The sequence below is a fragment of the Streptomyces tremellae genome, assembly GCF_039540215.1.
In the GTDB taxonomy this organism is placed as follows: Bacteria; Actinomycetota; Actinomycetes; order Streptomycetales; family Streptomycetaceae; genus Streptomyces; species Streptomyces tremellae.
This window is the reverse complement of the sequence record NZ_BAABEP010000006.1, coordinates 133,838-153,825: the sequence shown is the minus strand read 5'-3', so window position 1 is coordinate 153,825 and position 19,988 is coordinate 133,838. Positions and strand designations below refer to the sequence as shown.

The following is a 19,988-nucleotide window of genomic DNA, read 5'->3' as shown; positions in this document are numbered from 1 at the left end:
ACGGAAGGACGGAAGGACGGCGGGACGGAAGGACGGAAGGACGGCGGGACGGAAGAACGACGGGACGGAAGGGCGGAAGGGCGGAAGAACGGAAGAACGGCGGGACGGCGGGACGGCGGGACGGCGGGGCGGAAGGACGGAAGGACGGAAGGACGGCGGGGCGGAAGGTCGGCGGGGCGGAAGGTCGGAAGGTCGGCGCGCGGTGCGGCGGGGCGGAAGGTCGGAAGGTCGGAAGGTCGGCGCGCGGTGCGGCGGGCCGGGCGCCGCAGTGTGCGCCGGGCAGCCGGTCGTCGCCGAGATGTACAGCCAAAACTGTACAATCGACCCTGTAGACATTACGGTGGCGGGATGAGCGAGAAACCGAGGCTCTCCCCCTCGGCCGTGCAGGCGTCCCGGGAGATCCGCGCGGTCATCAGCCGGCTGCGCCGCCGCATCCTGAACGCCTCCGAGGCCGAGGACATGACCCTGGGACAGGCCTCCGTCCTGGCCCGCCTCTCCGACCGGGGCGGTGTCACCGCGAGCGAACTCGCCGCGGTCGAGGGGGTGCGGCACCAGTCGATGACGGCCACGGTCGCCGCCCTCGCCGCCAAGGGGCTCGTCCTGCGCAGTCCGGACCCCGACGACGGGCGGCGCCTGCTGATCACGCTGACCCCCGAGGGGCGGCGGCGCGTGCGGGAGGGGCGGCAGGCCAGGAAGGAATGGCTCGCGGGCCAGTTGCAGGACAAGTGCACCGAGGAGGAGATCAGGACCGTGATCACCGCCATGGCCGTGCTGGAGCGGCTCACTCATGACTGAGGCGAGGACCGGCGCGGACGGCACGAGGGCGCAGGGAGGTGCGGGCTTCGACCGGCGGCTGCTGCCGCCGATGCTGCTGGGCTCCGTCCTGAACCCGATCAACTCGACGATCATCTCCGTCGCGCTCGTCCCCATCGGCCGGGCCCTCGGCGCGCCGGTCTCCCAGACCGCGTGGCTGGTCTCCGCCCTCTACCTCGCCACCTCGCTCGGGCAGCCCGTGGTGGGCCGGCTCATCGACCTCTTCGGGCCACGCAGACTCTTCCTGCTCAGCACCGGCCTCGTCGGCGTCGCCGGGGTCGTCGGCACGCTGGCGCCCGGCCTCGGCGTGCTGATCGCCGCTCGGGTCCTGCTCGGCTTCGGCACCTGCGCGGGCTACCCCGCCGCGATGGCGCTGCTGCGCAGCGAGGCCAGGCGCACGGGGCGCGACAGCCCCGGCGGGGTGCTGACGGCCCTCGCGGTCGCCAACCAGACCATCGCCGTCGTAGGCCCGCTGCTCGGCGGTCTGCTGATCGCGGTGGGCGGCTGGCGCGCCACCTTCGCGCTGAACGTGCCGCTCGCCGTCGCCGCCGTCCTGCTCGGGGTGTGGCGGCTGCCCAGGTCGGCGGGGACGGGGGAGGCGCCGGACCGCGGACGGGTCACCGCGCGGCTCGACCTGCCGGGCATGGGTCTTTTCGCCGCGATGCTCACCTCGCTGCTGCTGTTCCTGATGAACCTGCACCTGCGGGACTGGTACCTGCTGGTGACCGCCGCCGCGGCGGGCGCCGCGTTCGCGCTGCGCGAGCTGCGGGCCGCCACCCCCTTCATCGACCTGCGGGTGCTCGGCGGCAACACCCCGCTCCTCGCCACCTACGGCCGCGCGCTCGTCGCGTACGTCGTCTCGTACGCCTTCCTCTACGGCTTCAGCCAGTGGACCGAGGAGGGGTACGGGCTGACGCCGTTCCACGCGGGCCTGGTGCAGATACCCATGTTCCTGATGGCGATCGGCGTCTCGATCCTCTCCGGGCGGCGGCCGGGCGTGCGCGGGAAGCTGCTGGCCGGCGCGGTCGGACAGATCGCCGCCTGCCTGGTGATCCTCACGCTCACGGGCGGCAGCCCGCTGTGGCTGCTGCTGCTCGTCGCCCTGGTCTTCGGCGTCCCGCAGGGGCTGAACAACCTGGCGCTCCAGAACTCCGTGTACGTCCAGGCCGATCCCGAGCGCACCGCGTCCTCCGCCGGGCTGCTGCGCACCTTCGCCTACCTGGGCTCGATGGTCGCGTCCTCCGCCACCGCCGCGTCCTTCGGGCGGCGCGCCGACACCGCGGGCGTGCACCAGCTCGCCTGGGTGATGCTCGGCGCCGGCGTCCTCTACCTGCTGCTGACCGTCTTCGACCGCACACTCGGCCGCGTCCCGAAGGCCGACGCGAAGGGGGAGTAGCCCCCGCGCCACTTCCCGCTCGGCCGCCGGGAGCCCGTGCGGGCACCCTTCGGCCGGCCGCCGCCAAGGAACACTCCACGACCGATCGGAAAGGCACCCCCGTGTCCCGTACCGCACTGCTGCTCATGGACCTCCAGGCCGCCCACATCGCCCGGGTCCCCGACGACTACCTGCCGCGCGCCGTGGCCGCCCTCGGCACGGCCAGGTCCTCCGGCGTCCCCGTCATCCACGTCGCGCTGCGGATGCGTGCGGGCCACACCGACGCGCACCCGCGCAACAAGGTGTTCGGCGGCCTGCCCGGGCACCTCTTCACCGCAGACGACCCGGACGCCGCCATCCACCCCGACGTCGCGCCCGCCGCGGGCGAGCTCGTCGTCCACAAGAACAGGGTCAGCGCCTTCGCGGGCAACAACCTCCAGCAGATCCTGGCCGCCCAGGACATCGGCCACCTCGTCCTCGCGGGCATCTCGACCGGCGGGGTCGTGCTGTCGACCGCTCTCCAGGCCGCGGATCTCGACTACCGGGTCACCACGCTGTCCGACGCCTGCGTCGACCCCAGCCCCGGCCTGCACGCGCTCCTCGTCGCCGAAGTGCTCGCGCGGCGCGGCGAGGTGGCCACTGTGGACGAGTGGGCGGGGTCCCTCGCCGCCGGCTGAGGGCCCCGTACCGGGCGCGGCCCACCCCATAGGGAGATCGCATTAGGTTAGGCTAACCTTTGTGTTGTGAAAGCGGCTGAAACGGCACAGGACGCCCCGGCGCGGCGCGGGCACCACCTCTCCGCGGTGGGCGTCACCGTCGCGTACGACGAGGGCGATGTCCTGCACGACGCGGACCTGCGCCTGCGGCCCGGCGAGGTCACCGTGCTCGTCGGGCCCAACGGCAGCGGGAAGTCGACCCTGCTGCGCACCGTGGCCAGGCTCCAGCAGGCCAGGAGCGGCGAGTTGGCCCTCGACGCGGACACCGGCCGCGCCACCGACGGATTCGCGCTGGGCGCACGGGAGTTCGCCCGCCATGTCGCCCTGCTGACCCAGGGCCGCCCCACGCCGGGCGGGCTGACCGTGCGCGACGTGGTGGAGTTCGGCCGCTACCCGTACCAGGGGCGCTTCGGCCGCGCCGACCCCGGCGCGACCGCGGCCGTGGACCGCGCGCTCGGCCTGACCGGCGCCACGGCGCTCGCCGACCGCGGCGTCGACCAGCTCTCCGGCGGACAGCTCCAGCGCGTCTGGCTGGCGAGCTGCCTCGCGCAGGAGACCGGAGTCCTGCTCCTCGACGAGCCCACGACCTATCTGGACCTCCGCTACCAGGTCGAACTCCTCGACCTGGTACGCGATCTCGCCGACGGCCACGGCATCGCCGTCGGCGTCGTCCTGCACGACCTCGACCAGGCGGCCGCGGTCGCCGACCGGATGGTCCTGCTCGCCGAGGGGCGCGTCCAGGCGGACGGCACCCCCGCCGAGGTCCTCACCCCCCGGCGCCTCACCGCGGCGTACGGCATCCGCGTCGACGTCACCACCGACCCGCTCACCGGCCACCTGCGCACGCGCGCGATCGGCCGCCACCACTCACGCAACGAAAGGCACGCCCCCTCGTCATGAGACGTCTCCTGTCCACCGCGGCCGCCGCCACGGCCGCGGCGCTCACCCTGGCCGCCTGCGGCTCGACCGAGCCCGCGGCCACCGCGTCGAAGCCCGCCGCGCACAAGATCACCCTGACCGACGCCACCGGCGCGAAGATCACCCTCGAAGGACCCGCGAAGAAGGTCGTCTCCACCGAGTGGGTCGTCACCGAGGACCTCGCCTCCCTCGGCGTCAGGCAGGCGGGCGCCGCCGACGTCAAGGGCTACCGCCAGTACGACGCCGTGGTCCCGCTGCCCAACACGCCCCAGGACATCGGCACCCGCGGCGAGCCCAGCATGGACACCGTCGCCGCACTCGCGCCCGACCTGATCATCGCCACCACCGACCTCTCGTCCTCGGCGCTCAAGCAGCTGAAGAAGGTCGCACCCGTCCTCGAACTGCGCCCCGGTGACGCCACCGACCAGATGGGCCGGATGAAGCAGAACCTCGACCTGATAGCCCGCGCCACGGGCCGCACGGCGCAGGCCGCCGCGCTGGAGAAGAAGTTCGACGCCAAGCTCGCGGCGGGCCGCCGGAAGCTCGCCGCCGCCGGGCTCGACGGCACCGAGGTCGCCTTCGCCGACGGTTATGTCGCCTCCAACCAGGTCGCCGTGCGCCCGTACACCGCGGGTTCGCTCATCGGCACCGTCAACGAGCAACTCGGCCTGAAGAACGCCTGGACCGTCAAGGGCGACAAGGACTACGGCCTCGCCACCACCGACGTGGAGGGCCTCACCAAGCTCGGCAAGGACACCCGCTTCGTCTACGGCTCAGGCGCGGGCAACCCGTTCGACGGCGCGCTCAAGAAGAACGCCGTCTGGACGTCGCTGCCGTTCGTCGCCCAGCGCCACCTGGCCACCGTCAGGAGCGGCATCTGGACCTTCGGCGGCTACGGCTCCATGACGCAGTACGTCGACGCCCTCGTCGGTGCCCTGGCGAAGTGACGCCGTGACCACGACGCTCCCGCCGCCCACGGCCCGCGGCCTGCGGCCCCCGCCCGCGGGGGCCGCCCGCGCGGGCACGGCCGGCGCGGCGGCCGCCCTGGTGGTGCTCGTCGTGGCCCTGGCCGTCGCCGACATCACCCAGGGCACGGCGCACCTCGCCGCCGCCGACGTCTGGCACGCCGTCACCGGCCGCGCGGGCTCCGACGACGCGGCCGTCCTGGTGGCGTCCAGGCTGCCGCGGATGACGGCGGGCCTGCTGGTGGGTGCCGCGCTCGGCATGGCGGGCTCCGTGCTCCAGGCCGTCAGCCGCAACGTGCTGGCGGCGCCCGACACCCTCGCCGTCAACGCGGGCGCCTACCTGGCCCTCGTCGTGCTCACCGTCACCGGCCTCGCGGTGCCCTTCCTCGCCGCGTCCCTCGCCGCCTTCGTGGGCGGGCTCGCCGCGGCGGCGGTCGTGCTCGCGCTCTCCGGCCTCGGTACGGGCACGGTCCGGCTGATCCTCGCGGGCAGCGCGCTCGCGCTCGGCCTCGGGTCCGTCACCGACGCGCTGATTCTGCTGTTCCCGCAGCGCACCGAGGGCCTCTACCAGTGGGGCCAGGGCGGCATCGGGCAGAACGGCTTCGACGGGGTCGCGCAGATGGCGCCCTTCGTCGCCGCGGGCCTCGCGGGGCTGTGCGTCCTGGCGCGGCGGGTGGACGCCCTCGCGCTGGGCGACGACGCGGCGCGCGGGGTCGGGGTGCCGGTGCGCGGCACCCGTATCGCTGCCGTCGTGCTCGCCGCGCTGCTCGCGGCCGCCTCGGTGTCGCTCGCGGGGCCCGTCGGCTTCGTCGGATTGTGCGCGCCCGCCCTGATGCGCCCGCTCGCCCGGCGCCTGCGCGGCTTCACCAGGGCCCGCGCCCGCATCCCCGCCACCGGCCTCCTCGGCGCCGCGCTGGTGCTCGGCGCCGACGTGCTGCTGCGCGCCGCGGTCGGTGCCGACGCGTCCGTCGCCGTGCCCACCGGCGTGGTCACCAGCCTGGTCGGCGCGGTCTTCCTGATCGTGATGGCGCTGCGCGCCCCGGACACCGGGGACCGCGCCGCGTCCGACCGGCTGCGGCTGCCGCGCCGCGGCACCTACGCGCTGACCCTCGCCGTGCTCTGCGCCGTCCTCGCGGGCGTGGCGATCGCGGCGGTGCTGCTCGGCGACAGCGTGCTGCTCCTCGGCGACGTCGCCCACTGGCTCACCGGGCGGGCCGGCCGCGCGGTCTCCTTCGTCCTCGACACCCGGGTCCCGCGGGTGTGCGCGGCCCTGCTCGCGGGCGCCGCGCTCGCCCTGGCCGGCACGCTCGTGCAGGCCGTGACCCGCAACCCGCTGGCGGAGCCCGGGGTGCTCGGCGTGTCGGGCGGTGGCGCGCTCGGCGCGGTGCTGCTCACCACCACCGTGCCGACCGCGGGCTCCTGGGGCCTCGCGGGGGCGTCGGCGGCGGGCGCGGCCGCCGCGGCGCTGCTGGTCTTCGGGCTCGCGGCGCGCGGCGGCTTCCGGCAGCACCGGCTCGTGCTGCTCGGCATCGGCGTCTCCGCGGCCACCACCGCCCTGATCGGGCTGCTCATCGCGCTCACCGACCCGTTCAGCGCGACCAAGGCGCTGATCTGGCTCTCCGGCTCGACCTACGGACGCACCTTTCCCGACGTCGTGCCCGTGGCGGTGGTCCTCGCGGTCGGCGCCGCGGTCGCGGTCGCCGGGCGCAGGGAGCTCGACCTGGTCTCCCTCGACGAGGACACCCCGCGCCTGCTGGGGCTGCGGCTCGGCAGGCAGCGGCTGCTGTTCCTCGTGATCTGCGTGCTGCTGACCGCGGCGGCCGTCGCCGCCGCGGGCACCATCGGCTTCGTCGGCCTCGTCGCGCCGCACGCCGCACGGAGCCTGGCGGGCCGCAGGCACGCCCGGGTCCTGCCCGTGGCGATGCTGCTCGGTGCCGCGCTGGTCGCCGCGGCCGACCTGCTCGGCCGCACCGTCATCGCCCCCGCCCAGCTCGGCGCCGGCCTGATGACGGCGCTGGTGGGCACGCCGTACTTCGTACGCCTGCTGGTACGGGGGCGGCGCTAGCGCGGGCCGCTCCCGTACCAGCAGGCCGGTATGCGCCGGTCCGTACGGGCAGGCCGGTAGGCGCCGGTACGGGGGGTGGCGCCGCACCGCGCGGTACGCAGCCGGGCGGCGCGCACGGCCGTCCCGCGACGGGGCGCCGCGCAGGGCTCGGCCCCGCGCGACCGCGCCGTACGCGACGCGCCGTACGCGACGCGCCGCGCGCTCAGGTGCCGCGACGCTGCCGGTCGCTGTGCTGCCGCAGCCTGTCGGTGTGCCCCGTGACGGAGTCGACGCGGGCCACGAGGTCGGGGTGGGCGCTGCCGAGATGGGGGCGGGCGTCGGCCAGCGGGCCGATGAGGCTCGCCGGGTCGTTGTCGCCGAGGGCCTGGCCGAGTCGGTCGATCGAGGTACGGGACGCCGCCGGCAGGTCCTGGAGCGCGGTGATCTGGCCCGCGAGCCCCCGCAGGGACGCGGCGTTGTCCCGGGCCCAGGCGGTGACCGAGCGGTCGGCGGCGCGGCGGTCGCGCGTCGCCCGCACCCGCTCCTCGCCCGTGGCGGCGCCGTCGCCCGGCCGGCCGCGCAGATAGCGGCGCTCCGCCGCCTGGCGGCTCGCCACGCCCAGCGGTCCGGCGAGCTCGGCCCAGCTGGCCCCGGTGCTCCGCGCCGTCTCGATCAGCCCCGTCTCCCACCCCGCGAGCCGCTCCCTGACCTCCCTGAGCAGCAACAGGGAGGCGAGCGCCTCCTCGGCGCCCGAGGCGGCGGAGCCGTCCGCCGCGCCGCCGGCGCCCGCCGGGGGAGCCGCCCCCGAGATCGCCCGGTCGATGGCCCGCAGCGCCGTGATCGCCGCGCGCGGGGAAGCGGGGGCCCCGCCCGCACGGGCAGGGGCCTGCGGTTCTTCGGATGTCGGCTCGTGGGCTTTCTGCATGGGCTCTCCCTGTGCGTGTCGGCCTCTCCCCATCGGCCATCGGCCATCGGCCACTGACCACTGGCTTCTGGCCACCGACCTCAGGCTTGTCGTCGGTTCGATGACGTGGTGGGTTGTCATCCAACGGACGACATGCTACAACAGAGTGCAGCGACAGCGCATTGGCACAAGATGACTGAAGCGTGGAGGTGTTCACCCATGTTGATGCGCACTGACCCCTTCCGTGAGTTCGACCGCCTCGCCCAGCAGCTGATGGGGACGGGGACCTGGTCCCGCCCGGCCACCATGCCGATGGACGCGTACCGCGAGGGCGACGACTACGTGATGGCGTTCGACCTGCCCGGTGTCACGCCCGACGCGATCGACATCGACATCGACCGCACCACGCTGACGGTCAGGGCGGAGCGCAGGCCCGCGGCCAAGGACGACTCCGTGCGCATGGATCTCTCGGAGCGGCCCCTCGGTGTCTTCTCGCGGCAGATCTTCCTCGCCGACACCCTGGACACGGAGCGCATCACCGCCTCGTACGACAACGGCGTGCTGACGCTCCGCGTCCCGGTCGCCGAGCGCGCGAAGCCGCGTAAGGTCGCCATCAGCAGCGGCGACACGTCGGCGCCCCAGCAGCTCACGAGCTGAGAGCGCCCGCGGTGCGCGCCCCGCCGGCGCGCACCGCCGCCGCGGGGCGCCCGTGCCCCGCGGCCTTGTCCTCCGGTGTTCTTCCCGTACTCCCCGGGGGTGCCCCCTGTCCCCCGGGGACCCGTCCTTCAGCCCCCGCCCTCACCGCACGGCCGAAGATGCCCGTGAGAGCCGACCGCCCCGCACGCGCGGGGCCGCACGGGCGGGCGTCCGCAGTGGAGCAGAAAGGCGAACGCAGCAGCGATGCCACACGACGTGTCCGTGACCCGGCTGATTCCGATGGTCACCTACGAGCAGATGCTGGAGCGCATCCGGTACGCGGGTGTCTACCCCACCACGGAGCGGGCCGAGCGGTCGGTCCGGCTCGTCCTCACCGGCCTCGGGCGGCAGTTGGGCGAGGCGGAGCGCCAGGAGCTCGCCGCCCGGCTGCCCGGTGAGGCCGCCCGGATGCTGCTCGCGGGTCGGCCCGAGGCGGGGGCCGCGCCCCTCACCGGCTGGGGCTTCGTCAAGGACCTGGCGACCCGTGCGGAGGCACCCCTCGCCACGACGCGCTGGGACGTCGGCTCCGTCCTGACCGTGGTGGCCTCCCTTGCCGGCCCCGACCTCCTCGCCCGCATCCTGGAGGGCCTCCCCGGGGGCTACGCACTCCTCTTCGGCAAGGCCGAGCTGATGCAGGCGGCCTGACCCCGGGGGCGCCGGATTCCGCGGGGACGGGCCTGGGGGGCCGATCGGCGGGTACTGGGTCCACGTCGGGCCACCACGGCCCGTGACCGGAATCGGTTCCCGCACGGAGGTGACGTCACCATGCTCTCGGCCATCGCGGACGTGTTCAGGGCGATCGGAGGTGCGGTCGCCACGGTCGTCACGCTCCCCTTCCGCCTGGTGGCGCGGCTTTTCGGCGGCGCGTCGGACAGCGCGCACGGGCACCACTAGGCATACGGCGAGCGCGTACGGCGCAGCGGCCGCCCGGGACCCGACCGGGCGGCCGCTGCGCCGTCACGGCGCCGACTGGCCGCAGATCCCGATCTGCGCGAGTCTGGCAGGCAGAGAGGCGTTTGCCGCCGCGAGCGGTGGGCAGGCGCACACACGTGCTTCGGATGTGAGGCACGTCCGTGAGGTTCCGCCTCCGCCCGGACGTGTACTCGCACGCGCGGGACGCCGACTTCACGGCAGCATTCCTTACCGCTCGTGAGTTGGTGATCAGCATGATCCCGCCCGCAGGAACGCCGCGCATCCACGACGACGCCCCTGACACCGCCGAGGCGTTCCGCCGCCTCAGGGACACACCGGAAGGCCCCGGGGCCGAGCGGCTCCGCCAGGAGATCGCCGCCGCCTGGCTGCCCATGGCCCACCGCGTCGCCCGCGGCTACCGCAACCGCGGCGAGTCGCTCGAAGACCTCCAGCAGGTCGCCGCGCTCGGCCTGACCAAGGCGATCAACCGCTACGACCCGACGCTCGGCAAGGCGTTCGAGACCTATGCCATCCCCACCGTACGGGGCGAACTGCGCCGCCATTTCCGCGACTTCATGTGGTCCGTGCACGTGCCGCGCCGGGTGCAGGAACTGCGCAACGAGGTCAGGCGCGCCCGCCAGGAACTGGCCCGGCAGCCGGACGGCCAGACGCCGAGCCCCGCCAGGATCGCCGAGCACTGCGGGCTGACCGAGCGGGAGGTACGGCGCGGGATGGGCGCCCAGGGCAGCTTCTCCGCCCTGTCGCTCGACGCCCCCGCTCTCGGCCAGGACGGCGAGGGGTCCGCGCTCCAGGAGCTGCTCGGCGAGGACGACCCCGCCTACGGCCTGGTGGAGGAGCGCGAGGCCGTCCGCCCCTGTCTGCGCGAACTGCCCGACAGGGAGCGGCGCATCCTCTACCTGCGCTACTTCCGGGACATGACGCAGAGCAGCATCGCCGAGGAGCTCGGCGTCTCGCAGATGCACGTCTCGCGCCTGATCAGCAGGACCTGCGCCCGGCTGCGCAGCCAGGCCCTGGCCCGCACCGCGGCCTGAGGTGCCCCGCGGCGCCGGCCGCGGGGCACCCCCCGTCCGGCGGCGGAAACCGCGCCGCCCGTCGCTCCCCGCCGTCGCCCGCCGCCGTCGCTCCCCGTACCGCAGCGGCGTCCGCACGGGTCACCGTCCCGGCTCCGGGCGGCCCGGGGGACGCGCGTGCGCGGGGGATTCCCGGGTACCCGGCGGCCGGGCGCACGCACCGGCCCCGGGCGGTGGGGCCGCCCCGCGGGCCCGCACCCCGGCCGCACCGCGAGCCGATCGCAGCAACGAGAGGACAGACCGTGTCGATGAAGGTTTCCGACCATGTACTCGAGCGCCTGCGCGCGTGGGGCGTCGACCATGTCTTCGGCTACCCGGGGGACGGGATCAACGGGCTGCTCGCGGCGTGGGGCCGGGCCGACAACAAGCCCAGGTTCGTCCAGGCGCGGCACGAGGAGATGGCCGCCTTCGAAGCGGTGGGCTATGCCAAGTTCTCCGGCAAGGCCGGTGTGTGCGCGGCGACTTCGGGTCCCGGCGCCATCCACCTGCTGGCCGGCCTCTACGACGCCAAGCTCGACCACGTGCCCGTGGTCGCGCTCGTCGGCCAGACCAACCGCAGCGCCATGGGCGGCTCGTACCAGCAGGAGGTCGACCTGCTGAGCCTCTACAAGGACGTGGCCGCGGACTTCTGCGAGATGGTCACCGTCCCCGAGCAGCTGCCCAACGTGCTCGACCGCGCGCTGCGCACCGCGTACACCAGGCGCACGGTCACCGCCGTGATCATCCCCGCCGACGTGCAGGAGCTGGACTACTCGCCGCCGACGCACGCCTTCAAGATGGTCCCGTCCAGTCTCGGCGTCGAACGGTACGCGCCGGTCCCCGACGAGGCCGGCCTGCTGCGCGCCGCCGAGGTGCTCAACGCGGGCGAGAAGGTGGCGATCCTCGTCGGGCAGGGCGCCAGGGGCGCGCGCGCCGAGGTCGAGCAGTACGCCGACCTGCTCGGCGCGGGCGTGGCCAAGGCGCTGCTCGGCAAGGACGTGCTCTCCGACGAACTGCCGTACGTCACCGGCTCCATCGGGCTGCTCGGCACCCGGCCCTCGTACGAGATGATGCGGGACTGCGACACACTCCTGATGATCGGGTCGAGCTTCCCCTACACGCAGTTCATGCCCGAACTCGACCAGGCGCGGGCCGTGCAGATCGACATCGACCCCTTCATGATCGGCCTGCGCTACCCGTTCGAGGTCAACCTCGTCGGGGACGCCCGCGCCACGCTCACCGCGCTGCTGCCGCACCTGGAGCGCAAGAAGCACGGCACATGGCGGAAGAAGATCGAGAAGGACACCGCGCGGTGGTGGGAGGTCATGCAGCGCAGGGCCGCCGTCGACGCGGACCCGGTCAACCCGGAGTACGTCGTGCACGCGCTCGACGACCTGCTGCCCGACGACGCGGTGATCGCCGCGGACTCCGGCTCCTCCGCCAACTGGTACGCCAGGCACCTGCGGTTGCGCGGCACCATGCGGGGCTCCCTGTCCGGCACGCTCGCCACGATGGGGCCCGCCGTGCCGTACGTGATCGGCGCCAAGTTCTGCCACCCCGAGCGGCCGGGCATCGCCCTGGTCGGCGACGGCGCCATGCAGATGAACAACATGGCGGAACTGATCACCGTCGCCAAGTACTGGCAGGACTGGGCTGATCCGCGGCTCGTCGTGGCCGTCCTGAACAACGGGGACCTCAACCAGGTGACCTGGGAGATGCGTGCCATGCAGGGCGCCCCGCAGTTCCTGCCGTCGCAGAGCCTGCCCGATGTGCGCTACGCGGACTTCGCCCGCTCCATCGGCCTCGACGGCGTGCGCGTCGAGAAGCCCGACGAGGTGGTGGGCGCCTGGCAGCGCGCGCTCGCCGCGGACCGGCCGTTCGTCATCGACTTCCGCACCGACCCGGCCGTGCCGCCGATCCCGCCGCACGCCTCGTTCGACCAGATCGAGGCGGCCGCCTCGTCCGTGCTGCACGGCGACGCCGACAGGGCCGGCATGGTCAGGCAGGGCATCAAGTCCAAGGTGCAGGAGATGCTGCCCGGCCACCGCCGCCGCGACGACCGCCCCGGCGCCGAGGACTGACCGGACCGCCCCGGCGCCGGGGACCGACAGGGTGCGGAGGACCGACCGGGTGCCGGGGACCGCCCCGGCCCCAGGGATCCGGCCTGCCGCGCCGCACGGCCGCGGCGCACCGCGCCGCTACGCACACGCCGCGGCCGCCTCCGGCAGGCCGTCGCGGTGGGCCCTGGCCGTGGCCATCAGACGGTCCAGCGCGTCCCGGGTGCGTACGAGGTCCTCGATGTGCGCCGAGAGGCGGTCGCGCTCCCCGGCCATCCGCTTCAGGGCCGCGTCGGAGTTGCGCGTGCTCGGCGCGTCCACACAGGGCAGCAGCTCGACGATGGTGCGGCTCGACAGGCCGGCCGCGTACAGCCGCTGGACGAAGCGCACGCGCTCGACCTGCTCGTCCGCGTAGTGCCGCTGTCCGCCGGAGCTGCGGGTGCTGTGGAGCAGGCCCTGCTCCTCGTAGTACCGCAGCGACCGGACGCTGGCCCCGGTGCGTGCCGCGAGTTCCCCGATGCGCACGACGACCTCCCTGTGTGCGGTGTGTCACACCGCTTGACTCTGACATTGACGTCAGGTTCTACCGTAACCGCGAGCCCGGAACCGGGTGATACGAGGTGTGGAGGAACCCGACATGACCACGTTGTTCAGCGGCTACCGGCTGGGCGGCCTGACCCTGCCGAACCGGGCCGTGATGGCCCCGATGAGCCGGGTGAGGGCCGCGGCCGGCGGCCTCGCCACCCCCTCGATGGCCGCGTACTACGCACAGCGCGCGACCGCGGGGCTCATCGTGTCCGAGGGGGTGCAGCCCAGCCTGGTCGGCCAGTCCAACCCCGGCACGCCCGGCCTGTACACCGCAGAACAGGCCGCGTCCTGGCGGGCCGTGACCGACGCCGTGCACGTCAACGGCGGCCGGATCTTCGCCCAGCTCATGCACGGGGGGAGGGTCTCGCACCCGGACACCACCGGGCTCACGCCCGTCGGCCCCTCCGCGGTCGCCGCCACGGGGGACGTCTTCACGCCGAAGGGGCCGCAACCCGCTCCCGTCCCCCGCGCATTGGAGACCGCCGAGGTGCCCGGGCACGCCGAGGCGTACGCACAGGCCGCGCGCCTGGCCGTCGACGCGGGCTTCGACGGCGTCGAACTGCACGGCGCCAACGGGTACTTGATCTCCCAGTTCCTCTCCTCCAACGCCAACCTGCGCACCGACCGCTACGGCGGCACGGTCGCAGGACGCATCCGCTTCGCGGTGGAGGCCGCGGAGGCCACCGCCGACGCGGTGGGCGCGGAGAGGACCGGCATCCGCCTCTCCCCGGGCGGCGTCTTCTGGGGCGTACGGGAGGACGACGCGGTCGAGCTCAACACCGCGCTGCTCGCCGAACTCGCCCGGCTCGGCCTCGCCTACGTCCATCTGGAGGCGACCGCCCCCGAGGACGTCCTCACCGCCCTGCGCCGCGCCTGGCCCGGCACCCTGATCGTGAACCCGGTCCTTCCCATGGGCCCGAAGCAGGCCGACCTGGCGGCGGCGGACCACTGGCTCGCCCTCGGCGCCGAACTCATCAGCTTCGGCCGTGCCTTCATCGCCAACCCGGACCTGGTGGAGCGCCTGCGCTCCGGCCTGCCCGTGGCCCCCGTCGACGAGGCCACCTACTACCAGGGCGGCGACGCCGGCTACCTCACCTACCCGGCCTACCACCACGCGGCCTGACGGGCGCCGGCCGCGCGGCGACCGCCCCTGTACCCGGGCCCGGCCCGCCCGCCCGCGGGCCGGGCCCGAGGACGGCCGCCGTGTCCGTCAGACGCCCCCGCGCAGCGCGACGAAGCAGCGGCCGTCCCTGCGCCAGGCCGTGCGGGCCGCCCAGCGGCCGGCGCGGTCCGCGTGGGCCGGGAGCGCGCGGGCACCGCCCCCGGCCCACGGGAAGAACGCCCCGATGGCCGTGGACCGGCTCATCGCCCGGCGCGAGGTGCACCTGCGGGAGAAGACGCTGTGGCGGATGCTCTACGAGGCCTGCGCCCGCGCGGAGGAGATCCTCGGCGTGGACATCGAGGACCTGGACCTCGCCGCCCGTCGCTGCCCGGTCAAGGCCAAGGGCGCCCGGAGCAAGGCCCGCAGGCGCGGGAGGACTTCGTGCTGGAGACCGTCTACTGGGACGCAGGCACGGCCCGACTCCTGCCCCGGGTGCTCAAGGGCCGTACCCGGGGCCCGGTGTTCGTCACCCACTGCCGCCCCGGGCCGGGGAAGGTCGTCAGCGCGCGCGACGTATGCCCGGACACCGGCCTGGCCCGCCTCTCCTACGGCCAGGCCCGCGCCCTCCTCGACGAGCACACTGCCGTACGCGGGCCGGGGACCGGCTGGGACCTGCACGAGTACCGCCATTCCGGACTGACCGAGTTGGGTGTGCAGGGCGCCTCCCCGCTGATGCTCATGGCGAAGTCCCGGCACGAGAAACCGGAGAACGTCCGTCGCTATTTCAAACCGTCCTCCGAGGCCATCGCGGAGCTGACCAGCTTCCTCGCGCCCGGCGACGCCCGGCGCTGAGTCGCCGGACCGGATGGGCCCGCCTCCTCGTGGAGGCGGACATGGGCAAGACGTTCGCGTGTGGACAGGCGAGCTTTCGGTCTGCTCTGGTGACCATCGTGGGGAAGGCTCAACGCGTTCGGGGCCCTCCTGCAGCTTGGAGGCGGGAGGCGGGGCGCCTCAATCCATCCGGCCGGCCACGCCCGCCCGAGAGACTGGCCGGGCGACTGTCCGCTGCCCTGATGACCGCGCGTCGTATTCGAGCTGTGCCACCAGGACCTGGTCGCTGTGCTCGACCGTCCAGTCGTACAGACGGGTGAAGGGTTCACGGAAAGACTCGCCGAGGTGTGTGAGGGAGTACTCCACGCCAACAGGGGATGTCTGGAGCACCCGGCGTTGGATCAGGCCGTTGCGTTCGAGTTTGCGCAGCGTCTGGGTCAGTACCCGCTGTGTGACGCCCTCCAACTGTCGCTTGATCTCGTTGAATCGCGTCGGTTGCTCCAGGACCGCCAGGACCATCATGGACCACTTGTCGGCGATCTGGTCGAGGATGGGCCGGCTCGGGCACTCGGCACTGAAACGCGGCATGCTCCGGGGCGGCAGGGACGTGGGGCTGGTATCCATCATGATCCTTGGTTGTTGAAAAGTGCGTTATTGACCGTCTTCGGCGCAGAGCCCAGGGTAGGTATGCATTGCAAACCTACTGGCTCACCGCAAACCTTGGAACACTCATGAAGCTGAACTCGTACACGACGCTCCGCGTCGCCATCGACGCCGGAGTCGCGTGGATCACTCTGGACAATCCCCCTGTCAACGTGCTGAGCGGAACCCTGATCCGGGAACTGCACGATGTCCTCGGGACGCTGCGGGACGATCGCTCGGTCCGCGTCATTGTGTTCTCCAGCGCCAATCCCGAGTTCTTCATCGCCCACGTCGACATCCACATCATCGATGAGATGGACGAACTGCAGGGGATCGCGGACCGCAACCCGGACGCCAATCTTTTCCAGGGCGTCGGCGAGCTGTTGCGTCACCAGCCGCAGGTGACAATCGTCAAACTGGCGGGCAAGGCGCGGGCTGGCGGCGCCGAGTTCGTTGCGGCGGCCGACATGGCGTTCGCCGCGCGCGAGAGCGCGGGTATCGGGCAGAGCGAGGCGCTGATGGGCATCGTGCCCGGCGGTGGAGGCACGCAGTACCTGCGCGAGCGGGTTGGGCGCAACCGGGCGCTGGAGCTGCTGCTCACCGGCGATCTGGTGGATGCGGAGACCGCGGCCGCCTACGGGTGGATCAACCGAGCGGTGCCCGCGGCCGAGCTGGACGCGTTCGTTGACGGGGTGGTGGAGAAGATTGCCGCGCTTTCCCCGGAGCTCATCGCCGCAGCCAAGCAGTTGGTTCCTCCGGCGGACCTGGCCGACGGTCTGCGAGCGGAGAACGACGCGTGGGCCGAGCTGGTGAGCGGGGCTCTGCCTCCACGGCTCATGGCAGGAGCCCTGGAGCAGGGTGCGCAGACCCCTGCGGGCGAGCGCGATCTGGAGTCGGTCATGCGAAGCGTCGCCGCCGGTCTGTAAAGCGAGAGGCACGAGTCGGGAAGCCCGTAGGCGGAGTCCGCCCGCCCCGACGAGCGGCATGCCGGAGGCACGTTCCGTCCACCCCGGCTCAGCCGGTGTCTCGCCAGCACATAGAGGTGCGCGAGGCTCAGATGCTGGCCACAGCACGTGGCCGGCGTGGCCAAGCCAACTGAAGGCGTGGCCAGGCCAGCTGATGGCCGGTGGCACATTCGATCCGCCTAGACCGGCCGTTTCAAGAGGCGGCAATCTCGCGGCCACCGAATCACACCACAAACATGGTGAAGGACCATCCGTGGTGACGTGCGCGTTCCCCAGGCCGGTGCCGTGGATCGCACCGCACTCAAGAAGAGAGAGGAACCAATGAGGGCAGCCTTCTACGACACGCCCGGTCCCGCCAAGAGCGTGCTGCGGGTGCTGGACGTCGAGCGCCCCGAGCCCGGCCCCGGCCAGGTCCGCATCCGCGTCGCGCTCTCTGCGATCAACCCGGGCGACATGTTCATGCGGCTGAACTCCACCCCGCAGGATTTCCGGGGCGTCGGCGAGCACACGGGCCGCATCCCGCACCAGGACGGCACCGGCACGGTCGACGCGGTCGGCGCGGGCGTCGACCCGAGCCGGATCGATGAACGTGTGTGGATCTGGATGGCCGGCGCCGGCCATCCGTGGGGGACCGCGGCCGAATGGACCGTCGTACCGTCCGAGCAGGCCGTCGCGCTGCCGGACGGGATCGCCGACGAACTCGGCGCGGGGCTCGGCATCCCGGCGATGACCGCGCACTGGTGCCTGCACGCTGACGGCTCGCCCCGCGACCGCACCGTACTCGTCGCGGCCGGTGCGGGCGCCGTCGGGCACTACGCGATCGAACTCGGCCGGATCGCGGGCGCACGGGTCGTGACGACGGTCAGTGGCCCGGAAAAGGCCGCTCTGGCCAGGGCCGCAGGCGCGGATCTCGTCGTGAACTACCGTGACGCCGACGCCGCCCAGCAGATCCTCGACGGAGCCGGGCCCGTCGACCGGATCATCGAGGTGTCGCTGACCGACAACCTCGAACTGGACCTGGCCGTCACCGGCCCGGGCGCGACCATCGTGACCTACGCAGCACAGCCCGACGACCCGACCCTGCCGGTCTTCCGGCTCATGTGGTCCAACCTGGTGCTGCGGTTCGCGCTGTTCCTCACCGAACCACGGGAGGCGCTGCTGCGCGCCGCCACAGAGATCGCCGCTGCCCTGCGTGAGGGCGCTCTCACGCCATTGCCGGTGCACTCCTTCGGCCTCAACGACGTGGCGCTCGCCCACGAGGCCGTCGAGAACGGCCTCATCGGAAAGGCCGTACTCGACCTGCGCTGATCGCCTATAGGACTCATGCGAGGCCAACGCAAGGCTGTGATGTCCGCACACGTCCCCGCCCCGACCTCACAGTGAACGAACCTGCCCAGCCATCACATACTGTCACCGACCAAGGGGTGTAGCACAGCTACGCACACGCCTCCGGGAAAGTGGACCCGCCCACCTCCCCGGCGGCGGCGCAAGCAGCCCTCACGCGTCGTCAGTGACAGTGGCGTGCTTGTCGCGCAGGGGTCGCAGCCCGCCGGGCAGATCGGGGAGCTGGAAGGAGTACCGGCCCAGCACGTTGACGTGATGGCGGACGAACGGGGAGAGCCGGGCCACGTCCTGGTCGCGGGCGTCGAAGCCGTCGGCGCGGAGCAGGGTGAGGGCGGCGTCCATGTAGCGGGTGTTGCACAGCACGAGGGCGTTCAAGACGAGGCCGAGGGCGCCGGTCTGGTCCTCCATGCCGGCCTGGCAGCGCTGGCAGAGCTGCCCGGCCCGGCCGTGGAAGATCTCCCGTGCCAGGGCATGGCGGCCTTCCTGGAGGTTGGCCTGCACCTTGATCTGCCTGCGGTAGCCGGGCTCGTCGGCCAGGCGCAGGATGTGCAGGGTCTTCGCGATCCGCCCGTAGTGCGCGATCGCGTCGCGAACGCCAGTACTGCTGGGCCCAGCAGGTCGCCCTGGGCCGCTCGCGCTCGATGGACCTGGTCACGCTCCAGCAGCAGGACGGGAAGTTCGCCACGGACTTCCACATGGACGTCCCGGCGGACGGCGCGACCTGGTACACGGTGGCGCGGCACACCGACACGGCGGCCGGTGTGACCGGTGTGCAGCTCGGCCGCCCGGTGGCGGCACGGTACGCCCGCGTCACGGCCGACCGCCCCGACAGCGGTGGCCAGACCGGCGGCCAGACGGCCGTGAGCGAGGTGGGCGTCTACGGCCTGACCGGGCGCTGACGCGCCGCAGGCGCGCGGTGGTGCGCGGGCCCCGCCCGTGCCACCGCGCGCCGCTCGTACGGGTCACGGGACGAACACCGTCCTGCTGCCCGGCTCGACCGGCTCCTTCCACGCCTTCTCGACTTCGGCCAGCGGGCGGGGCCGGGCGTCGACGGTGAGCGTGCCCACCGACAACTGTTCGATCAGAGACGGGAGTTCCGCGACGATACCGGCGGTGGTGACGGAGCCCTGGCCACTGCCGAGCACCCGCAGGTCCGCCGCGCGCAGCGCCGCGGACGGCAGCGCGATCTCGGGCCCCGCCGTGGAGCCGATCTGGATCCAGTGCAGCGGCCTGGCCCGGTCGGCGCGGCGGGTGACGATCGCGGGGATCGCCCGTTGGGCGGGCGCGCCCCAGGTGTAGTCGATGACCACGTCGACGTCGGCCGCCGCCGCGCCGAGGCGCTCGTCGGCGGCAGCGGCACTCGCGGGGCTGTCCGGGTCCTCGGCGAGGGAGACCAGGTCGGTGGCGCCGAGGGCGGTGAGCAGGTCGAGCCGCCGGGGGTCGCGGCCCGCCGCGACGATCCGGCCCGCGCCGAGGTGGCGGGCGATCTGTACGGCCATCTGCCCGGCGTTGCCGGTCGCGCCGAGCACGAGGACGCTCTGCCCCGGCCGGAAGTCGATCCGGCGGCGCAGCGCCACCCAGGAGGACATGGCGGGGTTCGCCGCCGCCGCGACGACCACCGGGTCGGCGTCCTCGGGCAGCGCGACGGCGCGGCGCGGGTCGAGGAGCGCCTGCCCGGCGAAGGTGCCGGGGGCGCCGTCGTCGGCGACGAAGTACACCCGGCGGCCGTCGGGCAGCCGGCCCACGGCGTCGACGCCGGGGACCATCGGGAGACGCCCCTCGCTCGTGTAGTGGGTGCCGTCCGCGCCGGAGCGGACCCTCGGGTGGAGTCCCGCGGCGAGCACGTCCACCAGGACGCGGTCCCCGTCCGGGCGGGGCGTGGGGAACTCCTCGTAGCGGGGCGGGCGGTCGAAGGAGCGGACGACGGCGGCCAGCATGGCGGCACCTCCAGGACGTGCGGGACCCTCGGCGGGCACCGCGCGGAGTTAGTACGTGACGCGAACCAAATTAGTTTGTGTCACGTACTGCGTCAAACCTAGGATGGCG

General features: G+C 73.4%; 20 protein-coding genes and 2 pseudogenes. 16 read left to right on the top strand and 6 right to left on the bottom strand.

Going from position 1 to position 19,988, the window contains the following annotated elements; translation table 11 throughout:
- The first annotated feature begins 348 nt into the window (after positions 1-348).
- The 6 genes from ABEA77_RS07800 (at position 349) to ABEA77_RS07775 (ending at position 6,852) form a co-directional block, all read left to right on the top strand.
- Positions 349-795 carry a MarR family winged helix-turn-helix transcriptional regulator gene (locus ABEA77_RS07800; RefSeq protein ID WP_345643056.1) on the top strand — a complete coding sequence of 149 codons (447 nt, stop codon included), beginning with the start codon at positions 349-351 and terminating at the stop codon, positions 793-795.
- Complete coding sequence (locus tag ABEA77_RS07795; RefSeq protein WP_425588224.1) at positions 788-2,209, top strand: MFS transporter; 1,422 nt, start codon at positions 788-790, stop codon at positions 2,207-2,209. Before ABEA77_RS07800 ends, ABEA77_RS07795 begins: the two co-directional genes overlap by 8 nt.
- Before the next feature lie 101 nt (positions 2,210-2,310).
- On the top strand, positions 2,311-2,865 hold the full coding sequence (locus tag ABEA77_RS07790; RefSeq protein ID WP_345643053.1) for a cysteine hydrolase family protein: 555 nt from the start codon (positions 2,311-2,313) through the stop codon (positions 2,863-2,865).
- Between the two features lie 66 nt (positions 2,866-2,931).
- On the top strand, positions 2,932-3,804 hold the full coding sequence (locus tag ABEA77_RS07785; protein ID WP_345643050.1) for an ABC transporter ATP-binding protein: 873 nt from the start codon (positions 2,932-2,934) through the stop codon (positions 3,802-3,804).
- On the top strand, positions 3,801-4,769 hold the full coding sequence (locus ABEA77_RS07780) for an ABC transporter substrate-binding protein (protein WP_345643047.1): 969 nt from the start codon (positions 3,801-3,803) through the stop codon (positions 4,767-4,769). The genes ABEA77_RS07785 and ABEA77_RS07780 overlap by 4 nt, the downstream gene beginning before the upstream one ends.
- A gap of 4 nt (positions 4,770-4,773) precedes the next feature.
- Entirely contained in the window at positions 4,774-6,852 is a 2,079-nt protein-coding gene (locus ABEA77_RS07775; protein WP_425588223.1) for an iron ABC transporter permease, read from the top strand.
- A gap of 202 nt (positions 6,853-7,054) precedes the next feature.
- Here ABEA77_RS07775 and ABEA77_RS07770 read toward each other — a convergent pair whose 3' ends face one another.
- A complete protein-coding gene (locus ABEA77_RS07770) occupies positions 7,055-7,756 on the bottom strand; it encodes a type III effector protein (RefSeq protein WP_345643044.1) in 702 nt (233 codons plus the stop codon).
- A gap of 198 nt (positions 7,757-7,954) precedes the next feature.
- On the opposite strand from ABEA77_RS07770, the gene ABEA77_RS07765 reads away from it, so the two are divergent.
- The 5 genes from ABEA77_RS07765 to ABEA77_RS07745 all read left to right on the top strand — a co-directional run bounded on the left by ABEA77_RS07765 (position 7,955) and on the right by ABEA77_RS07745 (position 12,494).
- Positions 7,955-8,392: an Hsp20/alpha crystallin family protein gene (locus ABEA77_RS07765; protein ID WP_345643041.1), complete on the top strand. Its 438-nt coding sequence runs from the start codon at positions 7,955-7,957 to the stop codon at positions 8,390-8,392.
- 279 nt (positions 8,393-8,671) lie between these two features.
- Positions 8,672-9,076, top strand: a complete 405-nt coding sequence (locus ABEA77_RS07760) for a DUF2267 domain-containing protein (protein WP_425588226.1) — start codon at positions 8,672-8,674, stop codon at positions 9,074-9,076.
- 120 nt (positions 9,077-9,196) lie between these two features.
- Complete coding sequence (locus ABEA77_RS07755; protein ID WP_345643035.1) at positions 9,197-9,325, top strand: LPFR motif small protein; 129 nt, start codon at positions 9,197-9,199, stop codon at positions 9,323-9,325.
- Between the two features lie 272 nt (positions 9,326-9,597).
- Positions 9,598-10,395: a SigB/SigF/SigG family RNA polymerase sigma factor gene (locus ABEA77_RS07750; RefSeq protein ID WP_345643131.1), complete on the top strand. Its 798-nt coding sequence runs from the start codon at positions 9,598-9,600 to the stop codon at positions 10,393-10,395.
- 287 nt (positions 10,396-10,682) lie between these two features.
- Positions 10,683-12,494 carry a thiamine pyrophosphate-requiring protein gene (locus ABEA77_RS07745; protein ID WP_345643130.1) on the top strand — a complete coding sequence of 604 codons (1,812 nt, stop codon included), beginning with the start codon at positions 10,683-10,685 and terminating at the stop codon, positions 12,492-12,494.
- Positions 12,495-12,611: 117 nt separating this feature from the next.
- Here ABEA77_RS07745 and ABEA77_RS07740 read toward each other — a convergent pair whose 3' ends face one another.
- Positions 12,612-12,995 carry a MerR family transcriptional regulator gene (locus ABEA77_RS07740; RefSeq protein ID WP_345643033.1) on the bottom strand — a complete coding sequence of 128 codons (384 nt, stop codon included), beginning with the start codon at positions 12,993-12,995 and terminating at the stop codon, positions 12,612-12,614.
- A gap of 112 nt (positions 12,996-13,107) precedes the next feature.
- Between ABEA77_RS07740 and ABEA77_RS07735 the strand changes: the two genes are divergently transcribed.
- Positions 13,108-14,181 carry an alkene reductase gene (locus tag ABEA77_RS07735; RefSeq protein ID WP_345643030.1) on the top strand — a complete coding sequence of 358 codons (1,074 nt, stop codon included), beginning with the start codon at positions 13,108-13,110 and terminating at the stop codon, positions 14,179-14,181.
- An 87-nt stretch (positions 14,182-14,268) separates the two neighbouring features.
- Here the strand turns inward: ABEA77_RS07735 and ABEA77_RS07730 are convergent, their stop codons facing one another.
- Complete coding sequence (locus tag ABEA77_RS07730; RefSeq protein WP_345643028.1) at positions 14,269-14,424, bottom strand: hypothetical protein; 156 nt, start codon at positions 14,422-14,424, stop codon at positions 14,269-14,271.
- On the opposite strand from ABEA77_RS07730, the pseudogene ABEA77_RS07725 reads away from it, so the two are divergent.
- A pseudogene (locus ABEA77_RS07725) lies at positions 14,402-15,012 on the top strand (site-specific integrase); the annotation flags it as partial. The gene ABEA77_RS07730 and the pseudogene ABEA77_RS07725 sit on opposite strands and share 23 nt — an antisense overlap.
- 159 nt (positions 15,013-15,171) lie before the next feature.
- Here ABEA77_RS07725 and ABEA77_RS07720 read toward each other — a convergent pair.
- Positions 15,172-15,618 carry a winged helix-turn-helix transcriptional regulator gene (locus tag ABEA77_RS07720; RefSeq protein WP_425588222.1) on the bottom strand — a complete coding sequence of 149 codons (447 nt, stop codon included), beginning with the start codon at positions 15,616-15,618 and terminating at the stop codon, positions 15,172-15,174.
- Positions 15,619-15,722: 104 nt separating this feature from the next.
- On the opposite strand from ABEA77_RS07720, the gene ABEA77_RS07715 reads away from it, so the two are divergent.
- Entirely contained in the window at positions 15,723-16,559 is an 837-nt protein-coding gene (locus ABEA77_RS07715; protein WP_345643025.1) for an enoyl-CoA hydratase/isomerase family protein, read from the top strand.
- Between the two features lie 360 nt (positions 16,560-16,919).
- Positions 16,920-17,906: an NADPH:quinone reductase gene (locus ABEA77_RS07710; RefSeq protein ID WP_345643022.1), complete on the top strand. Its 987-nt coding sequence runs from the start codon at positions 16,920-16,922 to the stop codon at positions 17,904-17,906.
- A 189-nt stretch (positions 17,907-18,095) separates the two neighbouring features.
- On the opposite strand, the pseudogene ABEA77_RS07705 reads toward ABEA77_RS07710, so the two are convergent.
- Positions 18,096-18,575: pseudogene (locus ABEA77_RS07705) on the bottom strand (Tn3 family transposase); the annotation flags it as partial.
- A gap of 8 nt (positions 18,576-18,583) precedes the next feature.
- Here ABEA77_RS07705 and ABEA77_RS07700 point away from each other — a divergent pair.
- Positions 18,584-18,841: a hypothetical protein gene (locus ABEA77_RS07700; RefSeq protein ID WP_345643019.1), complete on the top strand. Its 258-nt coding sequence runs from the start codon at positions 18,584-18,586 to the stop codon at positions 18,839-18,841.
- A 63-nt stretch (positions 18,842-18,904) separates the two neighbouring features.
- On the opposite strand, the gene ABEA77_RS07695 is transcribed toward ABEA77_RS07700, so the two are convergent.
- Positions 18,905-19,879 carry a zinc-binding dehydrogenase gene (locus tag ABEA77_RS07695; RefSeq protein WP_345643016.1) on the bottom strand — a complete coding sequence of 325 codons (975 nt, stop codon included), beginning with the start codon at positions 19,877-19,879 and terminating at the stop codon, positions 18,905-18,907.
- Positions 19,880-19,988 lie beyond the last annotated feature (109 nt).

Coding starts and splice junctions, on each gene's coding strand:
- ABEA77_RS07720 (WP_425588222.1), bottom strand. CDS start 15,618: ATGATGGATACCAGCCCCACGTCCCTGCCGCCCCGGAGCATGCCGCGT.
- ABEA77_RS07710 (WP_345643022.1), top strand. CDS start 16,920: ATGAGGGCAGCCTTCTACGACACGCCCGGTCCCGCCAAGAGCGTGCTG.
- ABEA77_RS07745 (WP_345643130.1), top strand. CDS start 10,683: ATGAAGGTTTCCGACCATGTACTCGAGCGCCTGCGCGCGTGGGGCGTC.
- ABEA77_RS07755 (WP_345643035.1), top strand. CDS start 9,197: ATGCTCTCGGCCATCGCGGACGTGTTCAGGGCGATCGGAGGTGCGGTC.
- ABEA77_RS07750 (WP_345643131.1), top strand. CDS start 9,598: ATGATCCCGCCCGCAGGAACGCCGCGCATCCACGACGACGCCCCTGAC.
- ABEA77_RS07765 (WP_345643041.1), top strand. CDS start 7,955: ATGTTGATGCGCACTGACCCCTTCCGTGAGTTCGACCGCCTCGCCCAG.
- ABEA77_RS07700 (WP_345643019.1), top strand. CDS start 18,584: ATGGACCTGGTCACGCTCCAGCAGCAGGACGGGAAGTTCGCCACGGAC.
- ABEA77_RS07715 (WP_345643025.1), top strand. CDS start 15,723: ATGAAGCTGAACTCGTACACGACGCTCCGCGTCGCCATCGACGCCGGA.
- ABEA77_RS07800 (WP_345643056.1), top strand. CDS start 349: ATGAGCGAGAAACCGAGGCTCTCCCCCTCGGCCGTGCAGGCGTCCCGG.
- ABEA77_RS07780 (WP_345643047.1), top strand. CDS start 3,801: ATGAGACGTCTCCTGTCCACCGCGGCCGCCGCCACGGCCGCGGCGCTC.
- ABEA77_RS07730 (WP_345643028.1), bottom strand. CDS start 14,424: ATGAGCCGGTCCACGGCCATCGGGGCGTTCTTCCCGTGGGCCGGGGGC.
- ABEA77_RS07770 (WP_345643044.1), bottom strand. CDS start 7,756: ATGCAGAAAGCCCACGAGCCGACATCCGAAGAACCGCAGGCCCCTGCC.
- ABEA77_RS07695 (WP_345643016.1), bottom strand. CDS start 19,879: ATGCTGGCCGCCGTCGTCCGCTCCTTCGACCGCCCGCCCCGCTACGAG.
- ABEA77_RS07760 (WP_425588226.1), top strand. CDS start 8,672: ATGGTCACCTACGAGCAGATGCTGGAGCGCATCCGGTACGCGGGTGTC.
- ABEA77_RS07735 (WP_345643030.1), top strand. CDS start 13,108: ATGACCACGTTGTTCAGCGGCTACCGGCTGGGCGGCCTGACCCTGCCG.
- ABEA77_RS07795 (WP_425588224.1), top strand. CDS start 788: ATGACTGAGGCGAGGACCGGCGCGGACGGCACGAGGGCGCAGGGAGGT.